This window comes from Pantoea sp. SGAir0430 (assembly GCF_043549295.1).
In genome coordinates, this window is record NZ_CP039427.1 from 3,890,537 (window position 1) to 3,907,713 (window position 17,177).

Below are 17,177 nucleotides of genomic sequence, written 5' to 3' on the forward strand. Positions count from 1 at the left end.
TGCTAAGGAGCTGGCATGCTATTTACCGTTCTGCGTTTCCTCTGTCGCCTGTTATGGCGCGTTGAGCTGCGTGGCGATCTGACTGCCCTGCACAAAGAAAAAGTGCTGATCACGCCAAACCATATGTCGTTTCTCGATGGCGTGCTGCTGGCGCTGTTTCTGCCCATCAAACCGGTGTTCGCCGTCTATTCTTCGATCAGCGAACAGTGGTATATGCGCCTGCTCAGGCCGGTCATCGACTTCGTGCCGCTCGACCCCACCAAACCGATGTCGATCAAACATCTGGTGCGCATGATCAACGAAGGGCGTCCGGTGGTGATCTTTCCGGAAGGGCGCATTACCGTCACCGGCTCATTGATGAAAATCTACAGCGGCGCTGGCTTCGTCGCTGCGAAATCCGCCGCCACCGTGGTGCCGATGCGTATTGAAGGCGCAGAGTACACGCCGTTTGGCCGCCTGGCCGGGGTATTTAAACGTCGCCTGTTCCCGCGCATTACCCTGACGGTGCTGCCGGCCACGGTAATTCCTATGCCGGAAGCGAAACGCGCGCGCGACCGCCGCGTGCTGGCCGGTGAGCATTTACATCATGTGATGATGGAAGCGCGCATGGCGGTGCGCCCGCGCGAAACGCTGTTCGACGCTTTTCTCAATGCGCGCACCCGTTACGGGCTGAGCAAACCCTGCATCGAAGACATCAACTTTAAGCCGGACAGCTACACCGGACTGCTGAAAAAAGCGCTCGGCGTCGGACGCATTCTGGAGCGCTACAGCCAGCAGGGCGAATTCGTTGGCCTGCTGCTGCCGAACGCCACGGTGACCGCGGCGGCGATTCTGGGGGCTTCACTGCGCGGGCGCGTGCCGGCCATGCTCAACTACACCGCCGGCATCAACGGCATGCGCGCGGCGCTGACCGCCTCGCAGGTGAAAACCGTGTTTACCTCGCGCCAGTTCCTCGAGAAGGGCAACCTGTGGCACCTGCCGCAGGGGCTGACGGAGGTGCAGTGGATCTATCTGGAGGATCTGAAAGATACCGTCACGCTGCAGGACAAACTGTGGATCCTCGCGCACCTGCTGCTGCCACGCTGGGCACAGGTTGCCCAGCAGCCAGAAGACGCGGCAATGGTGCTGTTTACCTCCGGCTCGGAAGGCAATCCCAAAGGTGTGGTGCACTCGCATAAAAGCCTGCTGGCGAATGTGGAGCAGATTCGCACCGTGGCGGATTTCACCCCGCGCGACCGCTTTATGTCGGCGCTGCCGCTGTTCCACGCCTTCGGCCTCACCGTCGGGCTGTTCACGCCGCTGCTGACCGGCGCGCAGGTGTTCCTCTATCCCAGCCCGCTGCACTATCGCATCGTGCCGGAGCTGGTGTATGACCGTAACTGCACCGTGCTGTTCGGCACCTCCACCTTCCTCGGCAACTATGCGCGCTTTGCCAGCCCGTACGATTTCGCCCGGCTGCGCTACGTCGTCGCCGGTGCCGAGAAGCTGCAGGAAGGCACGCGCCAGATCTACATGGAGAAGTACGGCATTCGCATCCTCGAAGGTTACGGCGTGACCGAATGTGCACCGGTGGTGGCAATCAACGTACCAATGGCCGCCAAATCGCATACCGTAGGCCGTATTCTGCCGGGCATGGATTCACGTCTGATTGCGGTACCCGGTATTGAGCAGGGCGGACGGCTGCAGCTGCGCGGTCCGAATGTGATGAACGGCTACCTGCGGGTGGAAAACCCCGGCGTGCTGGAGCCACCGGTGGCGGATAACGGCGAAGGCGAACAGGAAGCTGGCTGGTACGATACCGGGGATATTGTCAGCTTTGACGAGGGCGGTTTCTGTCAGATTCAGGGGCGCGCTAAACGCTTCGCCAAAATCGCCGGAGAGATGGTGTCGCTGGAGAGCGTGGAGCAGATTGCCCTGAAAGCCTCGGCGGAGAAACAGCACGCGGCGTCGCTGCGGCCCGATGGCCAGCGTGGCGAAGCGCTGGTGCTGTTTACCACCGACAGTGAACTCAGCCGCGACCGGCTGCAGCAGGCCGCGCGTGAGTTGGGGGCGCCAGAGCTGGCCGTGCCGCGCGACATTCGCTACATGAAACAGCTGCCGATGCTGGGCAGCGGTAAACCTGACTACGTCAGCCTGAAACAGCTGGCAGAAGAGGAGCGGGCATGAGTCAGTCGGTGAATCCGGACGCCCCGTTGCTGTCGCGCAGTATGCTGGCGGTGATCGTGGCACAGTTTTTCTCTGCCTTTGGCGACAACGCGCTGCTGTTCGCCACGCTGGCGCTGCTGAAAAGTCAGTTCTATCCGGACTGGAGCCAGCCGATCCTGCAGATGCTGTTTGTGGCCACTTACATTCTGCTCGCGCCGTTTGTCGGACAGATGGCCGACAGCTTTGCCAAAGGGCGGGTGATGATGTTTGCCAACAGCCTTAAGCTGCTCGGTGCGCTGGTGATCTGCTTCGGCTTTAATCCGTTTCTCGGCTACACGCTGGTAGGGGTCGGCGCGGCGGCGTATTCGCCGGCGAAATACGGCATCCTGACGGAGATCACCAGCGGCGCGCGGCTGGTGAAAGCCAACGGGCTGATGGAGTCGTCGACTATCGCGGCGATTCTGCTCGGCTCGGTGGCAGGCGGCGTGCTCGCCGACTGGCATCTGCTGGCGGCGCTGGTGGTGTGTGCGCTCACTTACGCACTGGCGGTGGTGGCGAACCTGTTCATTCCGCGTCTGCAGCCAGCGCGCCCCGGCCAGAGCTGGCACGCTGGCGTGATGCTGCGCAGCTTTATCGCCTCGGCACAGCTGCTGTGGCGTAACGGTGAAACGCGTTTCTCGCTGCTCGGCACCAGCCTGTTCTGGGGTGCCGGCGTCACGCTGCGCTTCCTGCTGGTGCTGTGGGTGCCGGTGGCGCTCGGCATCACGGACAACAAGACGCCGACCACGCTGAATGCCATGGTGGCGATCGGTATCGTGATCGGCGCGGCCGCGGCGGCAAAACTGGTCACGCTGCAAACGGTGCGGCGCTGCATGCCAGCCGGCGTGCTGATTGGCGTGATGGTGGTGCTGTTCTCGCTGCAGCATAGCCTGCTGAATGCGTATCTGCTGCTGATGCTGATTGGTGCGCTCGGCGGCTTCTTTGTGGTGCCGCTCAACGCGCTGTTGCAGGAGCGCGGCAAAGATACCGTGGGTTCTGGCAACGCGATTGCGGTGCAAAACCTGGGTGAGAACAGCGCGATGCTGCTGATGCTGGGGCTGTATACCGTGGCGATTAAGCTGGGTGCGCCGGCGGTCGCGACGGGCGTGGGCTTCGGCGCGCTGTTCGCCATGGCGATTGCCGTGCTGTGGTGGAGAACGCGTCGCTGAGCGGTGCAGAAAGGGACCAGGTCGCCATGAATGGCGACCCTACCCTGGCCCGGCGCGTACGCCAAAACCACAGCAGGTACACGAGGGTAACACAAACCCTGTAGGGTGCGCGTTAACGCGCACCAGGGAGATTACGGTGCCGGATACGTGTACTGACGGTGAATCGCTTCCAGCGCCTCTAACACCTCGCCGCTCAGCGTCAGGTTGAAACTCTCCACGTTAACCTTCAGCTGTTCCATGGTGGTGGCACCGAGCAGGGTGCTGGCCACAAACGGCTGCTGCCGCACATAGGCCAGCGCCATCTGTGACGGATCCAGGTTGTGCTGTTTCGCCAGCGCCACGTAGGCAGCAATCGCCTGCTGTGACTGCTCGCCGCTGTAGCGGGTAAAGCGGCTGAACAGCGTATTGCGCGCGCCGGCCGGTTTCGCCCCGTTGAGGTATTTACCGCTCAGCGTACCAAAGGCCAGGCTGGAATAAGCCAGCAGTTCCACGCCCTCATGCTGGCTAATCTCTGCCAGACCCACTTCAAAACTGCGGTTCAGCAGGCTGTATGGATTCTGAATGGTGACGATACGCGGCAGCTCGTGCTTCTCCGCCAGCTGCAGGTAGCGCATTACGCCCCAGGCCGTTTCGTTCGAGACGCCAATGTAACGGATCTTGCCCGCGCGCACCTGTTCGGTCAGCGCTTCCAGCGTCTCCAGCAGCGTAACGGTGGCGGTGTTATCACTGTACTGATAACCGAGCTTGCCAAAGTAGTTGGTCTGGCGCTGCGGCCAGTGCAGCTGGTAGAGGTCGAGGTAATCGGTATTGAGGCGTTTCAGGCTGGCGTCCAGCGCTTCGCGGATGTTCTTGCGATCCAGCGCCTGGTTGGGGCGAATCAGCGCATCGCTGCCGCGCACCGGGCCGGCGACTTTACTCGCCAGAATGATTTTGTCGCGGCTGCCGCGCTTTTGCAGCCAGCTGCCAATGTATTTTTCGGTCAGGCCCTGGGTTTCCGGACGCGGTGGCACCGGATACATCTCGGCGGTATCAATCAGGTTAATACCCTGGCTAACGGCGTAATCAAGCTGCTGGTGGGCGTCGGCTTCGCTATTCTGCTCACCAAACGTCATCGTGCCTAACCCCAGCTGACTGACTTCCAGCGTGCTATGGGGGATACGGTGATAATGCATTGCCGGCTTCCTTTTTTCATTATGAAACGGAATGTTGTGTTCTCTGGGACTATAGCCTGTGAAGTGGCGCAGAAGGAAGGGGGGAAAGTTCGGGAAATCGCCTGCACAGGGGGAAAACGCGTACAGGCGAGGCAATTTGGCACTTAACGCTCAATGATGGTGGAAACCTCGTCACCATTAATTTGCATAACATGGCCCTGTTCGTCGGTGTACTGCACCAGACCGGTTTCTTTATCAATCGACGGCTTACCTTCGGTCATAATCATGCGGCCATCTTTGGTGGCCATAACGTAATCACTGCTGCAACCGCTTAATGCCAGCGCCGCCAGCAGCAGGCCCACTGCACTTACCAACCCTTTCATTCTCAGCTCCCTCAAGCCACTTCAACAGCAAAAGTGTAGTAATAAATGCTTTTGCCAGCTGGAGTAATCGCATCATTCCTAAAATAACAGGGCGAGATGCGCTCGCCCTTGACAGGTTACGCTTTGTTTTTCCTGCTGCGCATCAGGTTCAGACACTCTACCGCCATGGAGAAGAACATCGCAAAATAAATGTAACCTTTTGGTACATGCATACCAAAACTCTCGAGGATCAGGGTAAAGCCGACCAGAATCAGAAACGCCAGCGCCAGCATTTTGACCGACGGATGCCGCTCAACAAACTCGCCAATCGCGCGCGCGGCTACCATCATCATCAGCACCGCGATGACCACCGCCGCCATCATAATGAACAGGTGATCGGACAGACCGACGGCGGTGATCACCGAATCCAGGCTGAAGATGATGTCGAGCAGCATGATCTGCACGATGGCGCCGAAGAAAGAGTGCACATTGGTTTTGTGCTCCTCTTCGCCGCCTTCGATGGTTTCATGGATCTCCATGCTCGACTTCCACAGCAGGAACAGGCCGCCGAACAGCAGAATCAGATCGCGCGCGGAGAAGGCGTGGTCCATGATGGAAAACAACGGCTGCGTCAGTCTCACCACCCAGGCGATGGAGGCCAGCAGCCCGAGGCGCATCAACATCGCCCCCATCAGACCCAGCCGGCGCGCCCGGTTTTGCTGGTGCTGCGGCAGTTTCGCGACCACCAGAGACAGGAAAATAATGTTATCGATACCCAGCACCACTTCCAGAATGGTTAATGTTCCCAGCGCCAGCCAGGCGTTGGGATCAGCAATCCAGTCAAACATGAATCCTTCATTCCTAAACGAAAAGTAAACGGGAATTATACACGGCGCAGGCGGCGCTGCCTAAAGCGATCCTGCAAGGGCGAGGTTGTACCGGGAATTACAGCAGAAAATGCCGTGCCAGCAGCGGTCCGGTAAAGCTCTTCTTAAGATAAAAACCGCGCGGCAGCGTCATGATCGGCTCGCCATGTTCGCCGATGGCTTCGGTCAGCGCTTTGCTGTTGGCCGCTTTCGGCCGGATTTGCAGCCACGCACCGTGGCGGGCGGTGATGCGCTCCACCTGGCCGAGCACGATCATGTCCATCAGCTCTTCCCAGTCCTCACGTAACTGCTGCTCTTCCTGCGCATTCGGCTGCCACAGCAGCGGCGAACCCACGCGGCGCTCGGCCAGCGGAATGGCGCGATCGCCCTCCACCGGGATCCACAGCACCCGCGCCAGCTTGTGGCGCACGTGGCTGGTTTGCCAGGTAACGCCGCTGTTGCCGGTGAGCGGTGCCACGCAGACAAAGGTGGTTTCCAGCGGCTTACCCAGCGCGTCGACCGGAATGGTTTTGAGTTCAATGCCCAGATGCGCAAAATCCTGCTCGGCTTTACTGCCGGCGCTGGCGCCAAGCAGCAGCTCCAGCAGCATGCCAACCCAGCCTTTATCACGGCGTAAATCGGCAGGCATCGGCAGGCCAAGCTGCGCGGCCAGCGCGGCAAAGCTCTGACCAGCCAGCTGTTGGGCACGCTGAAGCAGTTCGGCTTCGTTACGGGGCGCAGCAGGCAAGGCGGCAGGGCAATTCATGATAAAACTCGCATTGGTCAAAATTTGGTCAGTAAAGGTCGGCGCGTGTTGTCCACATCGTGGCGGACAATGTAAACGTGATAATAGCATGATTCAGCATGCTTTTTTAGCGCGATTGACCTGGCGCTCACCAGGGAAAGAGGCGGTTATCCCGGTTTGTTATCGACAATGAACAGGATCTTAAACCCAGTTATCCACAGAAAAGTGGGATAACCCCACGTTTTGCCCACCCCTGTTTCCATTTACAGCCTTGACTTTGCCGAACTGCGCGCTTTTTTTCCATTCTCTGCCCAGGTTTAGGACATTCTCTGTGGATAAAATCAACGGTGATGGATCTTTGAGCAGCGGTAAGCGCGTGGGGAAGAATAACCGGCTTTCACGCTGTGTATCTGAACGGGTTAACAGGCTATCCCTATGATAAATGGTGGTTTTAGTGCTATTCTCCCCGGCGTGCATGAGAATTTTCCGAAGCGGTTATTCAACTCATTCCCGTGTTCTGCACAAAGCTATCCACAGAAAAGGTGAATAAGATCGCCGTTAAATACCCCTGTCTGTTTATAACATGGCTATTATCTGTGAGTTATCCCATTGTTATCCGGTCAGCGGCGCGGATATCCAGTGGTTTACCGCCTGTAAGGAGTATGAAACAATCAGGCTATTCAAATTTAGCTTTGAGGTAGTCCAGTGATCGATGATGATGGCTACCGCCCGAATGTTGGTATCGTAATCTGTAACAGGCAAGGACAAGTGTTATGGGCCAGGCGCTTTGGACAGCACTCCTGGCAGTTTCCTCAGGGAGGCATCAATCCGGGTGAAACCGCTGAACAGGCGATGTATCGCGAACTGTTCGAAGAAGTGGGTTTACACCGCAAAGATGTTCGAATACTTGCTTCAACCCGTAACTGGTTACGTTACAAGTTGCCAAAACGTTTGGTGCGTTGGGACACAAAGCCGGTGTGTATCGGCCAGAAACAAAAGTGGTTTCTTCTGCAGTTGATGTGTAGTGACGCGGATATCAATGTGCAACACAGCAGCACGCCGGAGTTCGATGGCTGGCGCTGGGTCAGCTTCTGGTATCCGGTACGTCAGGTTGTCTCTTTCAAGCGCGATGTGTATCGCCGCGTCATGAAGGAATTCGCTGGCGTGGTGATGTCTATGCAGGAGAGTGCGGGGCAGCGCAATAACAACGCCGCCCATCGACGTAAAAGAGGATAGGCCACGCCCTTTATGCTCACTCAGTTGCGCGAAATTGTAGAAAAAGTGGCGAGTGCACCGCGTCTGAATGAAGCACTCGACATTCTGGTCAACGAAATATGCCTGGCGATGGAGACCGAGGTCTGCTCGGTTTACCTCGCCGATCACGATCGGCGTTGCTACTACCTGATGGCGACGCGCGGCCTGAAAAAGCCGCGCGGCCGCACGGTTACGCTGGCGTTTGACGAAGGTATCGTCGGGCTGGTGGGCCGCCTGGCCGAACCGATCAACCTCGCCGATGCGCAAAGTCATCCCAGCTTCAAATACATTCCCTCCGTCAAAGAAGAGCGCTACCGCTCGTTTCTGGGTGTGCCAATCATCAGCCGGCGTCAACTGCTCGGCGTGCTGGTGGTGCAACAGCGAGAGCATCGTCAGTTCGACGAAAGCGAAGAGTCATTTCTGGTTACGCTGGCCACGCAGATGGCCGCGCTGCTGTCGCAGTCGCAGCTTGGCCAGCTGTTCGGTCAGTTCCGCCAGACGCGCGTCAAAGCGATTGCCGCCGCGCCGGGCGTCGCCGTTGCACCTGGCTGGGTTGATGAAACGCAGCCGCTGCTCGACCAGGTGTCTGCCGCCTCCACACTCGATCCGCAGCGTGAACGCGAGCGTCTGATTGTCGCCATGGGCGAGGCCGGCAACGAGTTTCGCCGCTTCAGCAAGCGTTTCGCGGCCAGCGTGCAGAAAGAGAGCGCGGCGATCTTCGATCTTTACTCGCACCTGCTCACCGATGCGCGACTGAAAAAAGATCTATTTGCCGAGATCGAGCGCGGATCGGTAGCCGAGTGGGCGGTCAAAACGGTGATCGAGAAGTTTGCCGCACAGTTTGCCAGCCTGCAGGATCACTATTTACGCGAGCGCGCCGGGGATTTGCGCGTGCTCGGCCAGCGGCTGCTGTTCCACCTTGACGACACGCTGGTGGGCACCAACGCCTGGCCGGAACGCTTTGTGCTGGTTGCCGATGAACTCACCGCCACCACGCTGGCGGAGCTGCCGCAGGAGCGGCTGGCGGGTGTGGTGGTGCGCGATGGCGCAGCCAACTCGCACGCGGCGATCCTCACGCGCGCCATGGGTATACCGACCGTGATGGGCGCGGATATCCTGCCGTCGCAGCTCAACAAGCGGCTGCTGATCGTGGACGGCTATCGCGGCGAAGTGCTGATCGATCCGGAGCCGGTGCTGGTGCAGGAGTATCAGCGGCTGATCAGCGAAGAGAACGCGCTGAGCAAAATGGCCGAAGATGTGGTGGAGCAGCCCGGCGAGCTGAAAAGCGGCGAGCGCGTGCAGGTGATGCTCAACGCCGGTCTCAGCCCGGAACACGAACAGGCGCTCGACAACTGGGTTGACGGCATTGGCCTGTATCGCACCGAAATTCCGTTCATGCTGCAAAGCGGCTTCCCGTCGGAAGAGGAGCAGGTGGCGCAATATCAGGGCATGCTGCAACTGTTTTACGACAAACCGGTGACGCTGCGCACGCTGGATGTCGGCGCTGACAAACAGCTACCTTACATGCCGATCAGTGAAGAGAACCCCTGTCTCGGCTGGCGTGGCATTCGTCTGACGCTCGACCAGCCGGAGATCTTCCTGGTGCAGGTGCGCGCCATGCTGCGCGCCAACGTCGCCTCGGGCAACCTGAGCATTCTGCTGCCGATGATCAGTCATATTGACGAGATCGAAGAGGCGCGGCGCCTGATCGATCGCGCCGGTCGCGAAGTGGAAGAGATGCTCGGTTATGCCATTCCGAAACCGCGCATTGGTGTGATGATTGAAGTGCCGTCGATGCTGTTTCTGATCCCGCATCTGGCGCAACGCGTGGACTTTATCTCCGTCGGCACCAACGATCTTACCCAGTATCTGCTGGCGGTCGATCGCAACAATACCCGCGTCGCCAACCTTTACGATTCGCTGCATCCGGCGATGCTGCGGGCGTTGCAAACCATCGCCAGTGAAGCCCGCCAGGCCAAACTGGAGCTGTGCCTGTGTGGTGAAATGGCGGGCGATCCGATGTGCGTCGCGCTGCTGGTGGGTCTGGGTTATCACCATCTCAGCATGAACGGCAAGAACATTCCGCGCGTCAAATACCTGCTGCGCCACCTCGATTATGAAGAGGCGCAGAAACTGAGCCAGCAGGGCGTGATGGCACACACCGCAACGGAAGTGCGCCATCTGGTGTCGGCCTTCATGGAGCGGCGCGGCCTGGGCGGACTGATTCGCGGCGGACGTTAACTGTTTACATTTCTGCGGAAATTGTGAAAAGCGGCTGTGCTATGATGCGCAGCCTTTTATTGTATGGCCCTTTAGCCACGCCCTTTTGCGGGCAGAAAAAACATGGTGAAAGATGACTAACGGCTACATTTCATTTCCCCAATTCGATCCGGTGATCTTCTCCATCGGACCGGTTTCGCTGCACTGGTACGGCCTGATGTATCTGGTAGGCTTTGTGTTTGCTATGTGGCTGGCGGTGCGCCGCGCCAACAAACCCGGCAGCGGCTGGAAGAAAGAAGAAGTTGAAAACCTGCTGTACGCGGGCTTCCTCGGCGTGTTCCTCGGCGGCCGCATCGGCTACGTGCTGTTCTATAACCTGCCGCTGTTCCTCGACAACCCTCTCTATCTGTTCAAAGTGTGGGACGGGGGCATGTCATTCCACGGTGGTCTGATTGGGGTGATCGTGGTGATGCTGATCTTCGCCCGCCGTACCAAACGCACCTTCTTCCAGGTCTCTGATTTCATTGCGCCGCTGATCCCGTTTGGCCTCGGTGCTGGCCGTCTCGGCAACTTCATCAACGGCGAACTGTGGGGCCGCGTGGCGCCTGACTTCAAATTCGCCATGCTGTTCCCGGGTTCGCGCAGCGAAGACCTCGCGCTGGCGGCCAACAACCCGCAATATCAGGAACTGCTGAACACGTACGGCGTGCTGCCGCGCCATCCGTCACAGCTGTACGAACTGTGCCTGGAAGGCATCGTGCTGTTTATCATTCTCAACCTGTTTATTCGCAAGCCGCGACCGATGGGCAGCGTCTCCGGCCTGTTCCTGATTGGCTACGGCGCATTCCGCATTATCGTGGAGTTTTTCCGTCAGCCGGATGCCCAGCTTGGCCTGTTCGAAGGCGGTATCAGTATGGGCCAGATTCTGTCGATCCCGATGATTCTGGCCGGAGTGATTATGATGGTCTGGGCGTATCGTCGTCGCCCGCAGCAACAAACGCGTGAGGTAAAATGAAACAGTATCTGGATTTGATGCAACATGTGCTGAATGAAGGCGCAGAAAAGGCCGACCGTACCGGTACCGGCACGCTCTCCATCTTTGGCCACCAGATGCGTTTCAATTTGCAGGACGGTTTTCCGCTGGTCACCACCAAGAAGGTGCATCTGCGCTCAATCATTCATGAGCTGCTGTGGTTCCTCAAAGGCGACACCAACATCGGCTACCTGAAAGAGAACAAGGTCACCATCTGGGACGAATGGGCGGATGAAAACGGCGATCTGGGACCGGTCTACGGCAAGCAGTGGCGCAGCTGGGGCAAAGCTTCCGGCGAAGAGATCGATCAAATCAGCAAGGTGATTGAGCAGCTGAAACGCGATCCGGATTCGCGCCGCATTATCGTTTCGGCATGGAACGTCGGTGAGCTGGATCAGATGGCGCTGGCGCCGTGCCACGCGTTTTTCCAGTTCTACGTGGCGAATGGCAAGCTGTCGTGCCAGCTGTACCAGCGTTCGTGCGATATCTTCCTCGGCCTGCCGTTCAATATCGCCAGCTATGCGCTGCTGGTGCATATGGTGGCACAGCAGTGCGATCTTGAGGTGGGCGATTTCGTCTGGACCGGCGGCGATACGCACCTGTACAGCAACCATCTCGAACAGGCGCGACTGCAGCTGACGCGTGAACCGCGACCGCTGCCGAAACTGGTGATTAAGCGTAAGCCCGCGTCGATTTTTGATTACCAGTTCGATGATTTTGAGATCGAAGGCTACGATCCGCATCCGGCGATCAAAGCGCCGGTCGCCGTGTAATCTGCCGCTCTTCAGCATCAGGCCCTGCCATCGCGCAGGGCTTTTTTTTTGCCTGACCTCCGCCCGCTTCTGCGGGGATTTTCTGAATCCGACGCGCAAAAAAAGGGTGTTGTCTGCACCGGGCATAACTTTCCTGCGGCACGCTTTCCATCTTCTCTGTTTGCCGCTGTTGCTTTTCATCCGGCAGGCGCAGAGTGCCGGTTATGAACAGAACCCAAAACGCCGGCTTTACGCTGCCGGAACTGCTGCTGGTTATGGTGATTGCCGGCATCCTCAGCATCGCAGCCTTACAGGGCTGGCAGCGCTGGCAGCAGTATCAGCAACTGCGTGAGAGCGTACTGCAGTTGCAGAGCTTTTTGCTGCGGCTGCGTGCGCACGCCAGCTGGCACAACCGCGACCTCAGCCTGTGGCTGCAGCCGGGCGAAAACGGCTGCCTCGGCACCGGGCCGCAGCCCGCAGAAGGGTGTCAGTTGCCGTCGCGCTGGCTGTTTCGGCCGCCTTATCGCGAAGTGCGCATCACCGCGCTGGTCGGCGAGCCGGGCTTTTACGGCCGACGCGATGTGGCCCGGCCCGGCAGTATCGAACTGGAGAGCGCAGCTGGCCGCTGGCGCGTCATCCTCTCCGCCCGGGCGCGCATCCGGGTCTGCCAGCCAGGAGAGAAGGGATGCGAATAGCGCAGGGGGGCTTCAGTCTGCTGGAGATGCTGATCGCCATGGCGATTGGCGCAGTGCTGATGGTCAGCGTCGGCCGCTTTCTGCCGCTGCTGCTGGAGCAGAACCTGCGCCTGCAGCAGCGGGTCCAGCTGCAACAGGAGCTGCAGCAGATTGCCGGCTCGCTGGCCAAAGCGCTGCGCCGTGCCGGTTACTGTCACGGTCAGTGCGCCGGTGCGGCGCTCACGCTGATGAGCAGCGGCAGCTGTGTACTGCTGCGCTGGGACGAAAACAGTAACGGACGCTGGGAAGGTGTCGGTCACAGTGAAAGCGATTATTACGGCTATCGTCTGCGCAACGGACAGCTGGAGATGCAGCGCGGCGTGGACGAGTGCAACAGCAACGGCTGGGAGCGCATCACCGATCCGGCATTCCTCACCCTCAGCACCTTCCGGGTTGAGCGCCAGGGCACGCGGCTGCTGTTGCAGATGGCCGCCACGGCGGGCCGCCAGCAGGCAGAGCTGACGATGATAGCGGAGGGGCTGAATCTGTGAAGCAGCGCGGCAACAGCACGCTGGGCATGGTGGTGATGTTACTGCTGATGGGCGGGCTCACGCTGCACGCCGCGCGCACGCAGCTGGCGCAGGGCATGGCGCTGGTCGCCGACGAGCAGCAGCATCAGCAGGATTTCTGGCAGGCGCAGGCCGCTTTAACGTGGGGCCGACAGCAAAACTGGCCGCAGGCCGCGGGCTGGCAATGTCAGACCGCTCTGGCCGACGCGTGGCAAAGCTGTCTGCTGCGGCAGGAGGAGAATCATGGCTTATTATCGGCGCGCGGCACCGGACGTGCGCTCGTGCTCTATCAGTGGGTGTCGCTGCGCAACGGCCAGCTGCAGCCACAGCCGCATGGCTGGATCGACTACTGCCCGCTGGCGAAGGCGGAGCAGTGTCAGCTGCCAGAGGCGACAGCAGGGTTTTAGCCTGGCGGAAACACTGGTCGCGATGCTGCTGCTGGCGATGACCATCAGCACGCTGCTGCAGTATCATCGCGCACTGGCGCTGGGATTTAGCCAGCAGTGGCAGCAGCGCCAGGCGTGGCAGGTAGCCGGGCAGGCGCTGCTCGGGCGTGATACCACCGGCTGGCACATTGTGCATCAGCCGCAGAGTTTACCTGGCAGCTGCGTGCTGGATCGCGTTACCGTCACCGGACCCCATCAGCGCACGGCGTCACTGGCGCGGCTCAATTGCCGCGAAGGTGATGCCGGCGGGTAGGCAGGCCAGGCGATTAAGGGTAGAGTGACCGGGCTGCGCTTTCCCTTCTTTAAGGAGTTTTATGTTCCGGGTTTACCACTCCAATCGGTTAGATTTATTGAAAGACTTAGCGGTAGAGCTGATAAAACTCCAGCCGCTGGCCGATCCGCTCGCGGCTGAGCAGGTGCTGGTACAGAGCCCGGGCATGGCGCAGTGGCTGCAGATGGAGCTGGCTAACCGCTTCAACATTGCCGCCAACATTGATTTTCCGCTGCCCGCCAGCTTTATCTGGAGCATGTTCGTTAAAGTGCTGCCGGATATCCCGGAAGAGAGTGCTTTCACCAAAGCCAGCATGAGCTGGAAGCTGATGCACCGGCTGCCGGTGCTGCTGGAGCAGGAGGCGTTTCAGCCGCTGCGCAGCTATCTGCATGACGACGACGATCAGCGCAAACTCTACCAGCTCAGCGCGCGCGTGGCGGATCTGTTCGACCAGTATCTGGTCTACCGCTCCGACTGGCTGAACCGCTGGGAGCGCGGCGAACAGGTGGACGGGCTGAGCGATGCTCAGCAGTGGCAGGCGGCGCTGTGGCGCGATCTGGTCGAATTCACGCGCAGCCTCGGTCAGCCGATGTGGCACCGTGCCAACCTCTATGCACGGTTTATCCAGGCGCTGGAGCAGGCGTCAACGCCGCCGCCGGGGCTACCGCAGCGCGTCTTCATCTGCGGTATCTCTGCGCTGCCGCCGGTTTATCTGCAGGCGCTGGAAGCGCTGGGCCGCCACATTGATATTCACCTGCTGTTTACCAATCCCTGTCGTCACTACTGGGGCGACATTCAGGATTACGCCTTCCTCGCGAAGCTGCAGAGCCGCCAGCGGCTGCGCCTGCATTCGCAGGAGACGCAGCCGCTGTTCCGCGATCCGGATGCCGCGCCAGCGCTGTTTAACGAACTGGGCGAGCAGCAGCTGACCAATCCACTGCTGGCCTCGTGGGGCAAGCTGGGCCGTGACAACCTGTTTCTGCTGAGCCAGATGGAGTCAGCCGCCAACGACATCGATGCGTTTGTGGAGATGTCACCGGATAATCTGCTGCACTGCCTGCAGGCCGATCTGCTCAATCTTGACGATCGCGCGGTGATTGGGCTCAGCGCTGGCGAGCTGGCCGACAGCATGGACAAGCGCCGGCTCGATCCGCACGATCGCTCCATCACGCTCCAGGTGTGTCACAGCGCCCAGCGTGAAGTGGAAGTGCTGCAGGATCACCTGCTGGCTCTGATGGAAGCCGACCCGGAGCTGAAGCCGCGCGATATTATCGTCATGGTGGCAGACATCGACAGCTACGCGCCTTTTATTCAGGCGGCTTTTGCCAGTGCGCCGCCTGAGCGCTATCTGCCGTTCGCCATTTCTGACCGGCGCGCCAGTCAGGCGCATCCGGCCATCCTCGCGCTGCTCAGCCTGCTGGCACTGCCGGACAGTCGCTTTGCCTCAGAAGAGGTGCTGGCGCTGCTCGAGGTGCCGGCGCTGGCACAGCGTTTCTCCGTAGAGGAGAGCGGCCTGCGCCTGCTGCGCCGCTGGGTGATGGAATCCGGCATCCGCTGGGGACTGGATGACGCCAGCGTGGAAGCGCTGGCGCTGCCGGTCACCGGCCAGCACACCTGGCGCTTCGGCTTGCAGCGTATGCTGCTGGGCTACGCGCTGGAAAGCCGCAACGGCGACTGGCAGGGCATTCTGCCGTATGACGAATCCAGCGGCCTGATCGCCGAGCTGGCGGGCCATCTGGCCGAGCTGCTGGCGCGGCTCGACAGCTGGCGCACGCGCCTTGCGCAGACGCGCACCCTGGCCGAGTGGCTGCCGCTGTGCCGTGAGCTGATCGACAGCTTCTTCAGCGGCGATGCCGACAGCGAGGCGGCGCTGCTGCTGGTCGAAACGCAGTGGCAGGAGATCATTGAGCAGGGGATGCAGGCCGCTTATCAGCAGCCGATTCCGGTCACGCTGCTGCGCGATGAGCTGCGTGCGCGCCTCGATCAGCAGCGCATCAGCCAGCGCTTCCTGGCCGGGCCGATCAACTTCTGTACGCTGATGCCGATGCGCTCCATCCCGTTCAAAGTGGTGTGCCTGCTGGGCATGAACGACGGTGTATATCCGCGCACCCTGGCGCCGCTCGGTTTTGACCTGATGCAGCAGCAGACGCGGAAAGGCGATCGCAGCCGGCGTGATGATGACCGCTATCTGTTCCTTGAAGCGCTGATCTCGGCGCAGCAGCAGCTGTACATCAGCTACATTGGCCGGGCGATTCAGGACAACACCGATCGCTATCCCTCGGTGCTGGTGACTGAACTGGTGGATTATCTGGCGCAGAGTTTCTGTTTACCGGGGGACGAAGCCTGTGAGCCGGACGTCAGTGAGCAGCGGGTGCGGGCACATTTGCAACGCCTGCACAGCCGCATGCCGTTTGCAGCGGAAAATTTTCAGCCGGGAAGCCACGTGCAGAGCTTCGCCGCAGAGTGGTTGCCGGCGGCCACCGGCAGCGGCGTGGCGCAGCCCGGGTTTGTTCAGCCGCTGCCGGTTCAGCCGCTGACCACGCTGTCGCTGGAGCAGCTGCTGCGCTTCTGGCGTCATCCGGTGCGGGCGTGGTTCCAGCAGCGCCTCGGCGTGGCTTTCTGGATGGAGGAGAGCGAGCTGCCGGACAGCGAACCGTTCGCACCGGACAGCCTGGAGCGCTATCAGATCAATGCTGAACTGCTCAATACGCTGGTCAACGGTGACGATCCGGCCCAGCTGTATGCGCACCACCGCGCCGCCGGTAATCTGCCTTACGGCGCCTTCGGGGAACTTTTCTGGCAAAGCCAGACCGAAGAGATGCAGGAAGTGGCGGCGGAAGTGAGCGCGCAGCGGCTGCCGGCGGAGAGCTGGGAAGTCAACCTGACGCTGGGCGCAACGCAGTTGACCGGCTGGCTGACTCAGGTGCAAGCTGATGGGCTGTTACGCTGGCGTCCGGGCGTGCTCAACATCAACGATGGCCTGCTGCTGTGGCTGGAACATCTGGTGTATTGTGCGCTGGGCGGCAACGGCACCAGCCGCATGTATGGTCGCAAACAGAGCCGCTGGCGCTTCGCGGCCGTGGCACCTGCCCAGGCGCAGGCGCAGCTGGCTGAATATGTGGCCGCCTGTGAGGCGGGTCTGGCGCAGCCGCTGCTGCTGCTGAATAAATCCGGCGGCGCCTGGCTGGACGCCAGCTTTGACAGCAAATCCGGCCAGCTTCAGGAAGATGACGCCACGCAGAAAAAGGCGCTCAACAAGCTGTTGCAGGCGTGGCAGGGCGGCTACCAGGTTGAAGGCGAGGGCAGCGATCCCTATCTGCAGCGCCTGTGCCGCACGCTGGACGAGCCGACGCAGCAGCAGATCATCGCTGCGGCGCGTCAGTGGTATTTGCCGGTGCGCCTCGCGCATCAGGATGATGAATAGCAACGGAAGTGCGGCCTGTACCTTGGCAGCCACCGTCTTATAAGAAAGTGTTTGAGT

Annotated in this window: 15 protein-coding genes; 11 read left to right on the forward strand and 4 right to left on the reverse strand. The window is 60.2% G+C overall.

Annotation, left to right across the window (positions count from 1 at the left end; translation table 11 throughout):
* The first annotated feature begins 15 nt into the window (after positions 1 to 15).
* Together aas and lplT are read left to right on the forward strand one after the other, a co-directional pair.
* Positions 16 to 2,166, forward strand: a complete 2,151-nt coding sequence (gene aas, locus E7738_RS18140) for a bifunctional acyl-ACP--phospholipid O-acyltransferase/long-chain-fatty-acid--ACP ligase (protein ID WP_278707331.1) — start codon at positions 16 to 18, stop codon at positions 2,164 to 2,166.
* Positions 2,163 to 3,353: a lysophospholipid transporter LplT gene (gene lplT, locus E7738_RS18145; protein ID WP_394515917.1), complete on the forward strand. Its 1,191-nt coding sequence runs from the start codon at positions 2,163 to 2,165 to the stop codon at positions 3,351 to 3,353. Before aas ends, lplT begins: the two co-directional genes overlap by 4 nt.
* 131 nt (positions 3,354 to 3,484) lie before the next feature.
* On the opposite strand, the gene E7738_RS18150 is transcribed toward lplT, so the two are convergent.
* The 4 genes from E7738_RS18150 to mutH all read right to left on the reverse strand — a co-directional run bounded on the left by E7738_RS18150 (position 3,485) and on the right by mutH (position 6,498).
* Positions 3,485 to 4,525 carry an NADP(H)-dependent aldo-keto reductase gene (locus tag E7738_RS18150; protein WP_021506697.1) on the reverse strand — a complete coding sequence of 347 codons (1,041 nt, stop codon included), beginning with the start codon at positions 4,523 to 4,525 and terminating at the stop codon, positions 3,485 to 3,487.
* Between the two features lie 143 nt (positions 4,526 to 4,668).
* Entirely contained in the window at positions 4,669 to 4,887 is a 219-nt protein-coding gene (locus E7738_RS18155) for a YgdI/YgdR family lipoprotein (protein ID WP_021506698.1), read from the reverse strand.
* Positions 4,888 to 5,003: 116 nt separating this feature from the next.
* Positions 5,004 to 5,714, reverse strand: coding sequence for a TerC family protein (locus E7738_RS18160; protein WP_021506699.1), 711 nt, complete (start codon positions 5,712 to 5,714; stop codon positions 5,004 to 5,006).
* Between the two features lie 97 nt (positions 5,715 to 5,811).
* On the reverse strand, positions 5,812 to 6,498 hold the full coding sequence (mutH, locus tag E7738_RS18165) for a DNA mismatch repair endonuclease MutH (protein WP_058757065.1): 687 nt from the start codon (positions 6,496 to 6,498) through the stop codon (positions 5,812 to 5,814).
* A 684-nt stretch (positions 6,499 to 7,182) separates the two neighbouring features.
* Between mutH and rppH the strand changes: the two genes are divergently transcribed.
* The 9 genes from rppH (at position 7,183) to recC (ending at position 17,120) form a co-directional block, all read left to right on the forward strand.
* Entirely contained in the window at positions 7,183 to 7,713 is a 531-nt protein-coding gene (rppH, locus tag E7738_RS18170) for an RNA pyrophosphohydrolase (RefSeq protein WP_031279497.1), read from the forward strand.
* Between the two features lie 12 nt (positions 7,714 to 7,725).
* Positions 7,726 to 9,972, forward strand: coding sequence for a phosphoenolpyruvate--protein phosphotransferase (gene ptsP / locus E7738_RS18175; RefSeq protein WP_058757064.1), 2,247 nt, complete (start codon positions 7,726 to 7,728; stop codon positions 9,970 to 9,972).
* A gap of 112 nt (positions 9,973 to 10,084) precedes the next feature.
* Positions 10,085 to 10,966 carry a prolipoprotein diacylglyceryl transferase gene (gene lgt, locus E7738_RS18180; RefSeq protein WP_021506703.1) on the forward strand — a complete coding sequence of 294 codons (882 nt, stop codon included), beginning with the start codon at positions 10,085 to 10,087 and terminating at the stop codon, positions 10,964 to 10,966.
* On the forward strand, positions 10,963 to 11,757 hold the full coding sequence (gene thyA, locus E7738_RS18185; protein WP_021506704.1) for a thymidylate synthase: 795 nt from the start codon (positions 10,963 to 10,965) through the stop codon (positions 11,755 to 11,757). Before lgt ends, thyA begins: the two co-directional genes overlap by 4 nt.
* 203 nt (positions 11,758 to 11,960) lie before the next feature.
* The gene (locus tag E7738_RS18190; protein ID WP_150361107.1) at positions 11,961 to 12,431 is read left to right on the forward strand and encodes a prepilin-type N-terminal cleavage/methylation domain-containing protein; all 471 of its coding nucleotides are present in this window, start codon (positions 11,961 to 11,963) and stop codon (positions 12,429 to 12,431) included.
* Positions 12,422 to 12,961 carry a prepilin peptidase-dependent protein gene (locus tag E7738_RS18195; RefSeq protein WP_104188428.1) on the forward strand — a complete coding sequence of 180 codons (540 nt, stop codon included), beginning with the start codon at positions 12,422 to 12,424 and terminating at the stop codon, positions 12,959 to 12,961. The genes E7738_RS18190 and E7738_RS18195 overlap by 10 nt, the downstream gene beginning before the upstream one ends.
* Positions 12,958 to 13,386: a DUF2509 family protein gene (locus tag E7738_RS18200; protein ID WP_125309778.1), complete on the forward strand. Its 429-nt coding sequence runs from the start codon at positions 12,958 to 12,960 to the stop codon at positions 13,384 to 13,386. Before E7738_RS18195 ends, E7738_RS18200 begins: the two co-directional genes overlap by 4 nt.
* A gap of 1 nt (position 13,387) precedes the next feature.
* Positions 13,388 to 13,678 carry a prepilin-type N-terminal cleavage/methylation domain-containing protein gene (locus tag E7738_RS18205; protein ID WP_238561997.1) on the forward strand — a complete coding sequence of 97 codons (291 nt, stop codon included), beginning with the start codon at positions 13,388 to 13,390 and terminating at the stop codon, positions 13,676 to 13,678.
* 61 nt (positions 13,679 to 13,739) lie between these two features.
* A complete protein-coding gene (recC, locus tag E7738_RS18210; protein ID WP_394515918.1) occupies positions 13,740 to 17,120 on the forward strand; it encodes an exodeoxyribonuclease V subunit gamma in 3,381 nt (1,126 codons plus the stop codon).
* Positions 17,121 to 17,177 lie beyond the last annotated feature (57 nt).

Coding starts and splice junctions, on each gene's coding strand:
- lgt (WP_021506703.1), top strand. CDS start 10,085: ATGACTAACGGCTACATTTCATTTCCCCAATTCGATCCGGTGATCTTC.
- mutH (WP_058757065.1), bottom strand. CDS start 6,498: ATGAATTGCCCTGCCGCCTTGCCTGCTGCGCCCCGTAACGAAGCCGAA.
- lplT (WP_394515917.1), top strand. CDS start 2,163: ATGAGTCAGTCGGTGAATCCGGACGCCCCGTTGCTGTCGCGCAGTATG.
- aas (WP_278707331.1), top strand. CDS start 16: ATGCTATTTACCGTTCTGCGTTTCCTCTGTCGCCTGTTATGGCGCGTT.
- E7738_RS18160 (WP_021506699.1), bottom strand. CDS start 5,714: ATGTTTGACTGGATTGCTGATCCCAACGCCTGGCTGGCGCTGGGAACA.
- recC (WP_394515918.1), top strand. CDS start 13,740: ATGTTCCGGGTTTACCACTCCAATCGGTTAGATTTATTGAAAGACTTA.
- thyA (WP_021506704.1), top strand. CDS start 10,963: ATGAAACAGTATCTGGATTTGATGCAACATGTGCTGAATGAAGGCGCA.
- E7738_RS18190 (WP_150361107.1), top strand. CDS start 11,961: ATGAACAGAACCCAAAACGCCGGCTTTACGCTGCCGGAACTGCTGCTG.
- E7738_RS18195 (WP_104188428.1), top strand. CDS start 12,422: ATGCGAATAGCGCAGGGGGGCTTCAGTCTGCTGGAGATGCTGATCGCC.
- E7738_RS18155 (WP_021506698.1), bottom strand. CDS start 4,887: ATGAAAGGGTTGGTAAGTGCAGTGGGCCTGCTGCTGGCGGCGCTGGCA.
- ptsP (WP_058757064.1), top strand. CDS start 7,726: ATGCTCACTCAGTTGCGCGAAATTGTAGAAAAAGTGGCGAGTGCACCG.
- E7738_RS18150 (WP_021506697.1), bottom strand. CDS start 4,525: ATGCATTATCACCGTATCCCCCATAGCACGCTGGAAGTCAGTCAGCTG.